This window comes from Rhizobium sp. S152, from assembly GCF_030380735.1.
Classification (GTDB): Bacteria; Pseudomonadota; Alphaproteobacteria; order Rhizobiales; family Rhizobiaceae; genus Rhizobium.
Genome location: NZ_JAUDRZ010000010.1, coordinates 17,288 through 26,762, shown reverse-complemented (window position 1 = coordinate 26,762; position 9,475 = coordinate 17,288). Strand labels below are relative to the sequence as shown.

Genomic DNA, 9,475 nt, shown 5'->3' with positions numbered 1-9,475 from the left:
GTGATGCGCGTTGGTCAGGCGGCCGTCCGTATCCGCGCTTCCTCGCGGATGCGGTTGACCATCGAGCGCAGCCCGTTGGAACGCTGCGCCGAAAGATTCTCGACCAGCCCGACCTTCGAGAACACCTCGAAGGCGTCGAGGGCGGCGATCTCGGACGCGGTCTTGCCGGAATAGGTGGCGAGCACGATGGCGACGAGGCCGCGCACGATATGCGCGTCGCTGTCGCCCTCGAAGGTCAATACGGGATTGTCGCTGTCGTCGGAAACATGTGTCACCAGCCAGACCTGGCTGGCACAGCCCATCACCTTGTTGGCGGTGGTCTTCTTCTCCTCCGGCAGATCCGGCAGCGCCTTGCCGAGTTCAATCACATAACGATAGCGGTCTTCCCAATCGTCAAGGAAGGAGAAATCGTCGATGATCTGGTCGAGGGACGTCATGCGCGGCAGCCTTTCGTGTTCTCCCGTTCATATAGGGGATGGGCCGCCAGATTTGAACCATTAAAAAAAGAGACGCCGCGAAGGATGGGCATCCTCGCGGCGCAGCAAAATGCTGGAATTTAAACAGGGCAGGCACGTTAGGCACAGGGCGCCGCCATAAGGCACGCCGGCAGTGCAAGCTTGGTTGCGGGAAGATCCCGCGGAATTCGTCAGGTGGCCGGGCGCGGGGTCGGCAGCGGAACGGCGCGGGAGATCGTGCCCGTTGTCACGACGTCGGAAGACGCGTCTGCCTCGTCGTCATAGACCGGCGGGCGGTACGGCATCGGCTGGTTCAGCGCGGTCGTCCGCTCCTGGGTGATCGCCTGGCTCGGAACCTGTGCCGGAGCCAGCGCAACGCGGCCGGGAATGGTGGCCTGCGGCGCCGTCGTTGCCACGGCGGGCTTGGCGGCGGTGCCGTCGCCGAACTGGCTGTCGAGCAGTTCATAGGCGACGCGGGCGCCGGCTAGCGCCCGGTGTCCGAGCGCCGACATCGTCTCGCCGCCCTTCAGGCACACTTCCGGCTTCTCGCCGCACATGCCGGTCAGGTAGTCATAGGCGCCTGTCGCCGCGACGAACACGTCGCCGAACTGCAATTTGGATTGGTTGTCACCCTGCGTCGCGCTCTCGCCGCTGAAGAACGACAAGACCACGAGTACAAGGCCAAACCAGAACGATCCTTTGATCAGAAACCACATCGTCTTGCCCATCCTGTTTTACCGTTCGGTCTTGTTGCCGAATCGGTCCGGTTCTCCGGTGTGCTTTCACCCTAGCGAGAACTTGCGAATGCCGGTTTTCGAAACTCGGTGGCATTTGCGGCAAATTTAGTTCAAATTTTAATCGAAACCGCTTTCGCCGCATTTCACTCAAATTGTAGCCACTCCCGTTAAGCATGTCTCGGGCCACCGCCTGTAATTGCAGGCAAACCGCGCGTGCAAGCTGCCACAAGTCTTAACGTTTTTCCGAAATGTGAGCGAATTCCGCTGCTTACCCCCTGTTAACCGTAAAAAACAAAGGAGCGCCAAGGTGCCCCAAAACGGGATCTTTTGCCCTTTTGGGATGTGCAGAGGGCTTTTGCCTTATCCTTTCCTTAAGCGCCCGGGGCCTATTCTCCGGCCTGTAACAAGAGCCTTTTTTGGGCGGGTATTGCGTGCGTGTAATGAGTAAAATCGCGGATCGGGCAACGGCCCTCATCGACCGGGCGGCGGCAAGCTGGCTCTCCCGGACCGGGGGCGGTGCGGCGGTCAGGCAGCGTGAGCTCATGATCATGCGCCGGCTTACGCTGATTTCGTCCGCGGCGCTCTTCGTCGCGCCCGCCGCTCTCTCCTTCGTTGCCAGTCCCGCCGTGGCGCTTCCCGTCGGTGTCGCCACCGTCTGCGCCGCCTTCCTGTTTTCGGCCGTCGGCAGCATCGCGCTGTCGCGCCAGAGCGTGGTCGCGGGCAATGTCGCCGGCCAGCCGGCCGAGGATTTCTTCATGGAGTCCTGCGCCGGCCTCGTCTTCTTCATGGATCCGCAAGGCGCCGTCACCGCGATCGGCGGTCGTGACAAGCGCGACTACCTCGCCTTCATGCGCGACCCCACGGGCAAGGGCTTCATCGAGCAGATCCACGTCTCCGACCGCATCACCTTCCTGCAGGCGATCGACCGCCTGCGCCAGGGAGAAGAGATTGCGTCGGTCGACCTGCGCGTCGAGCGTCCCTCGGTCTCGATCGACAACCGCCAGTTCATGCATCTGCGCGCCGACCTCACCGCCCGCGCCGATGCAGACGGCGTGCTTCTCAGCATCGTCGCCCAGTTGCGCGACATCTCGGTCGAGCAGCATCTGCGCGCCGAGGCCGAAGCCCGCGCCGCCGATGCCGCCTCCGCCAACGATGCGAAGTCGAGCTTCCTCGCCGCCGTCAGCCACGAGCTGCGCACGCCGCTCAACGCCATTCTCGGCTTTTCCGACATCCTGATCGGCGAATATTTCGGCAAGTTCGAAAACGATCGCCAGCGCGAATACGTCACGCTCGTCCGCGAGTCCGGTGCGCATCTCCTGTCGGTCGTCAACACCATGCTCGACATGAGCAAGATCGAGGCCGGCCGCTACGAGCTATGCCCTGAACCTTTCGAGATCGGCGCTGCCGTCCGCTCCTGCGAGGCGATGCTGGCGCTGCAGGCGAGGACCAAGGGCGTATCGCTGACCAGCCGCGTCCAGCGCGGGCTCGACGAAGTGGTCGCCGACCAGCGCGCCATCCAGCAGATCCTCATCAATCTCGTCGGCAATGCCGTCAAGTTCACCGACGCCGGCGGCGCGATCTCGATCGACGCCTCCATGCGCGGCGGCATCCTGACGCTGTCGGTCAGCGACACCGGCATTGGCATCCCGGCCGAAAAGCTCACCTTGCTCGGCCAGCCTTTCGTGCAGATCCACAACGAATATAGCCGTAGGTTCGAGGGAACCGGTCTCGGCCTGTCGCTGGTCAAGGGTCTGGTCGCGCTGCACGGCGGCGATTTCGCCATCGCCAGCACGCCGGGCTCAGGCACCATCATCACCATCTCGATCGCGGCGGACGGCTCCGGCATCGCCGAAGCCGGCGACGTCAGCACCGATCTGGTCGAGTTTCCGCCACGACTGAAGACTGCGCCGGTTCCGGCCGGCATCTTGGAAGAGGGGCTTTTCGATGGCCGCGAGCAAGCGAAAATCGCCTAAGGGAAAAAGGGGTCGGCAGAAGCCGGGCCTGCTTCTCACGGGGGCAACGATGGCGGGCGGTCTCGGCCTGCAGGGCGCAGCCGCGCTCGGCGGCGTGATCGGCCGCAATCCGTCGATTTCGGGCGGTGCCGCGGCCTTCCTCATCATCTTCAGCTTCATTGCCGCCAACGCGCTCTGGTACCAGCCCGGCACCCATCCGCATCCCTTCTTCCGCACCCGCGATCCGCTGTTTCCGAACTCGCTCGGCAGTCGTCCCGCCATGGAATTGCCGGCGACGCAGGTCACGACCTTCAAGATCGAGCGCCAGGATGAAGCCGATGAAACGCAGACCACCAGCGGTATGCCGCCGGCAGCCCCCGGCGGCCAGCAGCCGAACCAGATGGTCATGGACATCCAGCAGGAGCTGATCCGCCGCGGCCTCTATAACGGTGCGCCGGATGGCGTCATCGGCCCGCGCACCAGCGCCGCGATCCTGTTCTTCGAAGAAACTGTCGGAATGCCGCAGAAGGGCGATGCGACGCCCGAGGTGCTGGCCGCCCTGCGGACCGGTTCCGCCGGCCCTTCGACCATCCCAACCGAACGCCCGCGCGAGGATGTAACCTCAAAGGCCGCCGCCGAGGACCCGGTCGCCGCGGCTATCCGCGCCGCGGAAAAGCCTGTCAGGACGGTACCCGCTCAGCCCGCCAAGGCCCAACCCGCCAAGGCAACACAGGCTCAATCCGCTCAGCTCCAATCCGCCAAGCTCTCAAGCGTCGATCTCGTTCTGAAGATCCAGAAGGGGTTGAGCAACATGGCCTATTCCAATGTCGGCGTCGACGGCGTCGCCGGCGAGGCGACCCGCACCGCGATCCGCCATTTCCAGAAGCATTACAGCCTGCCCGAGGACGGCGAGCCGAGCGATGCCGTGCTGAAGAAGCTCAAGGAAATCGGCGCGCTCTGAGCGCCGTCTTTCGCTTCGGCCACGGCAGCACCGGACGGGCGACATCTACATCGCCTACTGACGACACGGCAGCGTTGCCGCCGCCGCCGCCCCGGTTTATACCGCCATCATGAGATTGCGCTCCGATATCTTCGTCTCCGCCCTGCTTCGCCGCGTCTTCGCCCGGGGCGATTTCGCCGCCGTCGAGAAGAAGGGGTCGGAGGAGGCCGGGGCGATCTTCATCCGCCAGCAGTTCCGCGACGGTACGCAGAACCTCTTCGGCCCGGCGCCGCAAAGCATGTTCGACGAAGAGGATAGCGGCGACCGGCTGTTCGAGCTGCGCCTGACGCGCGAGGACGCTGCCAAGGTCAGCGACATGCTCGACCGCGAGCGAAAGTTCGATCCCGATCTCTGGATCATCGAACTCGAGGCGGATGATATCGACGGCATCGTGCCGATGCCGGACGAGAGACGGAACCCGCTCGACAGGGCATAGACCGGACATCGGATAGCGATTGTCGGCTGAGGCTGCACCGATGCCGCCGGCAGCGCTGATGCGCCTCGCGGTGGCTTGGCTGGCGTCGTTGATGTCGCCAGCTACCGAGCCCGTCCCACGACCTTGATGTCGCGGGCGGGCGGGATCTGGCGGGCGTTGCGATGCGTCGCCGGCGGTGCGGCTTCCTCGGTCGAATAGGTATAGCTGTCGGCGCGCCGCCATGCCTCGACGCGCTCGTTGCACTCTTCCTGGTCGAGCTGGTCGAGCAGTATCCAGGCGCGCGTCACGCTGTGCTGCGCTTCGGCAAGATGCGGGTAGAGACGTTCGAGCACGAAGACGGCGTCGGAAAAATCCATGCCGAGGCTGACGAGTGTCGTGGCGAGCTGGTGGCCCGAGAGGTCGAGCATGACGCGCTCGGCAAGCCAGCGGCTGGTAGCCAGCGCATTCGAGAGCGCCTTGGCGAAGAGGGCCGCCTCGCGGCTGCGGGCAAAGCGCACCAGAAGCGCCGATTCGATGCTGCTCAGCGTTCTCAGACCCAGCCGGTCGGCGTCGTCACGGGCAACATGGCGGGCGAGGTCGCGGATCTTCTCGCGCATTTCCTGTTCACTCGCGCGGCGCTGCTCCGCCTCGATATCCTCGATCGTCGGCTCGGCGGCATCTTCGGCGGTGTTGGTAACCACGGCAACAGGGCCCGCGGGCTCGACCGCAATCTGGCTCTCGGCAAAAGGCGCAACCACGGCCGCCGTCTCGACGACAAGCGCCTTCACCGGTTCGGCAACAGGCGCGGTGGCGACCTTGGTAGCAGCGACGGTCGTCGTCTCGGTTTTCGCGGGTGACACAGGCGTCACCATCTCGGCGCCGAGCGTCCGCGTCTCGATATCAAGGGCATGCGGCGCAACCGTCTCGGCGGCGACAACAGGCGCTGCAAGCCGCTGCTCGGCCTGCCGCAGCCCGACCAGCGCGTCGATCACCCGTGGCGACAGCGTTTCGCGGCTGACGATGGCGCGCATATGGGCGGTGCCCTGGATGCGGGCAATCGCGATCAGCGTGTCGTCGTCGATGGCGGGGGAGGCGATCAGGAAGGGGGCGGCGATCTCGATCGGCTGGCAGCCGACGAACAGCGCCACGGCGGGCGGGATCTGCGGGCACTGCGAAAGTGCCGCGACGGCTTGCCGCTTGGCTTCGTCGGACGACGCCTGGAAGAGGGGCGTGAAGAGTTCGGCGAACTGCCTGAGCTCGGATCGTGTCGGCGGCTGCAATCCCTCGAAGCTGCTGACGGTCGCCATGAGAACCACGTCCTTCCTCCGGCCGGCGGATGGGGTCTCTAGGTCTCTGAACCGGTCACGCACAAGAACACACCCTGAAAACGCAATAACAAAGGGATGCCGCAGATCTGGACGCGTTCGGGAGACGCCCTCTACCTCATACGGTTAGTGAACAAATCCTACACCAGCAGGGTTAATGCTTGCTGAAGATGGAGGGTCGACTGCGCCAAAAGGCGACAGTCGTCCACAGACGTGGGGGAGCGATGGGGACGCCCTGGACATCCGCACCGTTTCAATCTCGGAGGCGTGCTTAGATCCTCGGCACAACGGCCGAGGATGGCGCCGAGCGTTGGGTTTTCGGTTCAGAAACAAACGGTTGGGGGATGATGCCTCCTGTCTGGCACCGCGGCCACTCCACCCTCGACGTCATGCTCGGCCTCGTGCCGAGCATCTGCCGACGCTGCCTCTCGGGCGACGGCAGTGGACACTTGGCGCCGTGCCGGGCATCCACACCGTTGCACTCGTGGAGGCGTGCTTAGATCCTCGGCACGGCGGCCGAGGATGACGTCCAGCGTGGGTTTATGCTGCGGAAACAGAAGGTTGTTGGATATGGTCCAATGCTTTGCACTGCCGGCCGCTCCCTTCTCGACGTCATGCTCGGTCTTCGTGCCGAGCATCTGCCGACGCTGCCTCTCGGGCGACGGCAGTGGACACTTGGCGCCGTACCGGGCATCCGCACCGTTGCACTCGTGGAGGCGTGCTTAGATCCTCGGCACGATGGCCGAGGATGACGTCGCGCGTGGGCTTTTGCTGCGGAAACAGATGGTTGTCGGCTTTGAACGCTAGAGCGCCTTGTGATCGCGAAGGGCGGTCAGCAGTTTGCCGGCGTCGTTGTGGCCGGATTGATAGAGGTCGAGTGCTGCCGAAGCCGCGAGGTGCGCCTGGCTGCTTGAAATATCGACCCGCTTTTCCTGGCACCACGCATCGAGCGCGTTGCGCAGGACATCCAGATCTTCGAGTTGAAATGCAGAACCGATGAATAACGTCATGTTAAGTGCTCCTTGCCATGGCAAGAGCAGTCGAGCTCTCAATCGGCCACCGCCTGAAACCCTTGGCCGATGAAGGCACATTAGACTAGCTGTGGGCGGGCGCAATTAATATTTTCGTGACGTAAATTTGCAACAGCGGGTTTGTCGGCAGGTTTCCGCGCGGCCGCGCCGCTAAGTATATGAATTAATGCTAACTTTATTTTGCCGTTGCCGCGCGAATCCAGGCGTGAGAATTTGAAACCAATCGACGGGCCAGCGCGTTTAATAAGCGTCGCGAAAGCTGTGAAATAGCAGGCATTAAATTAGTAATCTGTTAACCGTCATCTGTCTCAATTCGGAATGAAACGGCGCGATCGACGGATTCGATCGTTAAGCTTCCACATCACGGTGTATCTCAAAGGTGCCGTGAGAAAGGCGCGGATGCCCAGGGCCCATGGCCTGACGGACGCGCTGGCCCGCACAGGCGGGCAGGGTGAGATCTCGCAGTTCATCCGTCTCGGGCAGTGCATTGGAGACGAGCATGGCAATAGTCATCGCATTGGCTGACCGTCTGTCCCAGACGCCAAGCCGCAAGGACAGAGAGCCGGTCGAGGCGCAGATCCTGCTGTTCACGGGCGTGCGCTACGAGCGCCTGACCGACAGCCCGAAGCGCCCCTCGGCGCACGGCTCGCGCCGCGCCAAGACCAAGTAGGCCGGGGCGGCGTCTCCGGCTTGAACGAGGTCGTTAATTCGAATCCTCGGAGAATTCGTCACATCCGGCTTGCGCCAGGAAGTCGTTGGCAGCCTTGTTGAAGCTCGGCTGGGGCGCAAGGGTCCTCAGCACCGCATAGCCTTCCGAGCGCTGCGTTTCCACCAGGATCGTTTTCTGCAGTGCAGGCGGCAGCGCCTTGCGCAGCTCCGTCAACTGGATCGGCGTGCCGACCAGGATGTCGAGCGCGCCGCCGACCGAGGTTCGGTCGTTCATGCTGAAGACCTCGTTCGAGGCATCGTCGAACAGTGCCACCGACCAGAAGGGCACGTTGCCCCTGGCCGTCAGCCGCACCGGATGCTCCTCGACGTCGAAGGAGCAGACGGCGGTGCGCACATAGGGGTCGTCGTTGGAAAGTCCAGCGGAATCATCGGTCGCGCCGAGCAGGTAGAACTTGTAGAAATCGCCTTCCATCGCCACCCGCGTGGCGGCGTCCTTGCCGGTGAAGTGCGGCAACGACAGGATGATGACGAGATGCAGCAGCGCCGCGCCGAACAATCCCGCGAGAAGGGCGAACAGGACCCTAAGCATTGCCGCATCCGGTCTTCTGGAGTTTCGGCATGGCGAGGTCGATGACGCCGGAGCTGCCCGCCGTCGGCGTGTCGAAAAGGGTGAGCACCAGCTGGTATGTTCCGGCCGCCGGTGTCGCCAGCCAGTTGCCGGGGTGCGGATTGGCGGAAATGTCGATGGTGAAGCCGCTGTCGGGTTGGCGCAGCACCGTCCAGGAGTTCATCGCGCCCGGCAGGCCTGATCGCAGCGACGCCGGGTTGCCGCTGTTGTCGGAGGTGAACAGCGTCCAGATTCGCGCGGGCGGCGTCTGGCCGGAAATGCGGTAGCTGCAGCCGGCATTGAGCCGCTCGCCCGCGTCGTCCACCTTGGCGGTGAACATCAGCCCCTCGGCATTGCCGTAGAGCAGCCGCCCGGCGCGCGCCCGGTGCGATTTCGCGTAAGGATCGGCCTTCTCCGTCTGCAGCTCCGGATAGGCTTCCCAGGCGCCGAGCTTGATCGCGCCGAAGCCCTGCGTCGCATCCAGCGCGTAAAGCGAAATCATGATCCCGCCGCCGAAGGCAATGATCAGCGTCATTGCGATGAAGAGAGGAAATCGAAACACCGGTCGCCCTTGATACCCAAATCAGTTGAAAGGGTTACCACTGATTCTGGTTTGGCGGAATGCCGGGCGGGGAAAAGGCTGCGGCTTTGACGTATATAACGTTATGCGTTATGGTGCGAATGCGTCATGTTGGATGATCCATGATCGTTAGCTTCGCGAGTGTCGAAACCGAGAAAATTTGGGATGGTCTCCGTAGCAGGAGGCTGCCGACGGATATTCAATCGGTCGCGCTGCGAAAGCTCCGCCTGCTCAATCAGGCAAGGACGGTGGACGACTTGCGTATCCCGCCCGGAAACCGGCTAGAAGCCCTCAAGGGTAATCGCCACGGGCAGCACTCGATCCGCATAAATGACCAATGGCGGATTTGTTTTGTTTGGCAGGAAGGGAATGCAACCGATGTCGAAATCGTCGATTACCATAGCTGAAGACGAGTATCTGCCGAACCCGCACCCCGGTGAAATCCTCCTGGAGGAGTTCCTGACGCCGATGGCGCTGAGCCAGAACGCGCTGGCGCGAGCGCTGCGGGTGCCACCGCGCCGGATCAACGAGATCGTGCTCGGCAAGCGTAGCGTGACCGCCGATACCGACCTGCGGCTCGCCCGCTATTTCGGGCTGTCGGAGGGCTTTTTTCTTGGCCTGCAGGCCGATCACGACCTGATGCAGCGCCGCCGTCAGATCAAGGTTGACCTCTCGCAAATCACGCCGAGGGCGGCATAACCACA

At 63.3% G+C, this 9,475-nt stretch carries 12 protein-coding genes; 6 read left to right on the top strand and 6 right to left on the bottom strand.

The features are described 5' to 3' along the window. Positions 1–14 precede the first annotated feature (14 nt). A complete protein-coding gene (locus QTL95_RS14390; protein ID WP_289720646.1) occupies positions 15–437 on the bottom strand; it encodes a SufE family protein in 423 nt (140 codons plus the stop codon). A 209-nt stretch (positions 438–646) separates the two neighbouring features. Continuing rightward, entirely contained in the window at positions 647–1,171 is a 525-nt protein-coding gene (locus QTL95_RS14385) for a DUF5330 domain-containing protein (RefSeq protein ID WP_289720645.1), read from the bottom strand. Positions 1,172–1,632: 461 nt separating this feature from the next. On the opposite strand from QTL95_RS14385, the gene QTL95_RS14380 reads away from it, so the two are divergent. From QTL95_RS14380 to QTL95_RS14370, 3 genes are all read left to right on the top strand, one after another. Further along, positions 1,633–3,165, top strand: a complete 1,533-nt coding sequence (locus QTL95_RS14380) for a sensor histidine kinase (protein WP_289720644.1) — start codon at positions 1,633–1,635, stop codon at positions 3,163–3,165. Continuing rightward, positions 3,137–4,105, top strand: coding sequence for a peptidoglycan-binding domain-containing protein (locus QTL95_RS14375; protein WP_289720643.1), 969 nt, complete (start codon positions 3,137–3,139; stop codon positions 4,103–4,105). Before QTL95_RS14380 ends, QTL95_RS14375 begins: the two co-directional genes overlap by 29 nt. A gap of 109 nt (positions 4,106–4,214) precedes the next feature. Continuing rightward, on the top strand, positions 4,215–4,580 hold the full coding sequence (locus tag QTL95_RS14370) for a DUF1491 family protein (RefSeq protein ID WP_289720642.1): 366 nt from the start codon (positions 4,215–4,217) through the stop codon (positions 4,578–4,580). Between the two features lie 101 nt (positions 4,581–4,681). Here QTL95_RS14370 and QTL95_RS14365 read toward each other — a convergent pair whose 3' ends face one another. Continuing rightward, a complete protein-coding gene (locus tag QTL95_RS14365) occupies positions 4,682–5,929 on the bottom strand; it encodes a DUF2336 domain-containing protein (RefSeq protein WP_442981297.1) in 1,248 nt (415 codons plus the stop codon). A 758-nt stretch (positions 5,930–6,687) separates the two neighbouring features. Then, a complete protein-coding gene (locus QTL95_RS14360) occupies positions 6,688–6,894 on the bottom strand; it encodes a hypothetical protein (RefSeq protein WP_289720640.1) in 207 nt (68 codons plus the stop codon). 520 nt (positions 6,895–7,414) lie between these two features. Here QTL95_RS14360 and QTL95_RS14355 point away from each other — a divergent pair. Then, a complete protein-coding gene (locus QTL95_RS14355) occupies positions 7,415–7,585 on the top strand; it encodes a hypothetical protein (RefSeq protein ID WP_289720639.1) in 171 nt (56 codons plus the stop codon). A gap of 33 nt (positions 7,586–7,618) precedes the next feature. On the opposite strand, the gene QTL95_RS14350 is transcribed toward QTL95_RS14355, so the two are convergent. Next, entirely contained in the window at positions 7,619–8,173 is a 555-nt protein-coding gene (locus QTL95_RS14350; protein WP_289720638.1) for a DUF1254 domain-containing protein, read from the bottom strand. After that, a complete protein-coding gene (locus QTL95_RS14345) occupies positions 8,166–8,753 on the bottom strand; it encodes a DUF1214 domain-containing protein (protein ID WP_037180500.1) in 588 nt (195 codons plus the stop codon). The genes QTL95_RS14350 and QTL95_RS14345 overlap by 8 nt, the downstream gene beginning before the upstream one ends. A 140-nt stretch (positions 8,754–8,893) precedes the next feature. Between QTL95_RS14345 and QTL95_RS14340 the strand changes: the two genes are divergently transcribed. Beyond that, positions 8,894–9,178: a type II toxin-antitoxin system RelE/ParE family toxin gene (locus QTL95_RS14340; RefSeq protein ID WP_289720637.1), complete on the top strand. Its 285-nt coding sequence runs from the start codon at positions 8,894–8,896 to the stop codon at positions 9,176–9,178. Further along, positions 9,150–9,470, top strand: coding sequence for a HigA family addiction module antitoxin (locus QTL95_RS14335; protein ID WP_112535359.1), 321 nt, complete (start codon positions 9,150–9,152; stop codon positions 9,468–9,470). Before QTL95_RS14340 ends, QTL95_RS14335 begins: the two co-directional genes overlap by 29 nt. Positions 9,471–9,475 lie beyond the last annotated feature (5 nt).

Bases quoted from the DNA above. Each gene is read 5' to 3' on its own strand.
- QTL95_RS14390 (WP_289720646.1), bottom strand. From the start codon at position 437: ATGACGTCCCTCGACCAGATCATCGACGATTTCTCCTTCCTTGACGAT.
- QTL95_RS14385 (WP_289720645.1), bottom strand. From the start codon at position 1,171: ATGTGGTTTCTGATCAAAGGATCGTTCTGGTTTGGCCTTGTACTCGTG.
- QTL95_RS14380 (WP_289720644.1), top strand. From the start codon at position 1,633: ATGAGTAAAATCGCGGATCGGGCAACGGCCCTCATCGACCGGGCGGCG.
- QTL95_RS14375 (WP_289720643.1), top strand. From the start codon at position 3,137: ATGGCCGCGAGCAAGCGAAAATCGCCTAAGGGAAAAAGGGGTCGGCAG.
- QTL95_RS14370 (WP_289720642.1), top strand. From the start codon at position 4,215: ATGAGATTGCGCTCCGATATCTTCGTCTCCGCCCTGCTTCGCCGCGTC.
- QTL95_RS14360 (WP_289720640.1), bottom strand. From the start codon at position 6,894: ATGACGTTATTCATCGGTTCTGCATTTCAACTCGAAGATCTGGATGTC.
- QTL95_RS14355 (WP_289720639.1), top strand. From the start codon at position 7,415: ATGGCAATAGTCATCGCATTGGCTGACCGTCTGTCCCAGACGCCAAGC.
- QTL95_RS14350 (WP_289720638.1), bottom strand. From the start codon at position 8,173: ATGCTTAGGGTCCTGTTCGCCCTTCTCGCGGGATTGTTCGGCGCGGCG.
- QTL95_RS14340 (WP_289720637.1), top strand. From the start codon at position 8,894: ATGATCGTTAGCTTCGCGAGTGTCGAAACCGAGAAAATTTGGGATGGT.
- QTL95_RS14335 (WP_112535359.1), top strand. From the start codon at position 9,150: ATGTCGAAATCGTCGATTACCATAGCTGAAGACGAGTATCTGCCGAAC.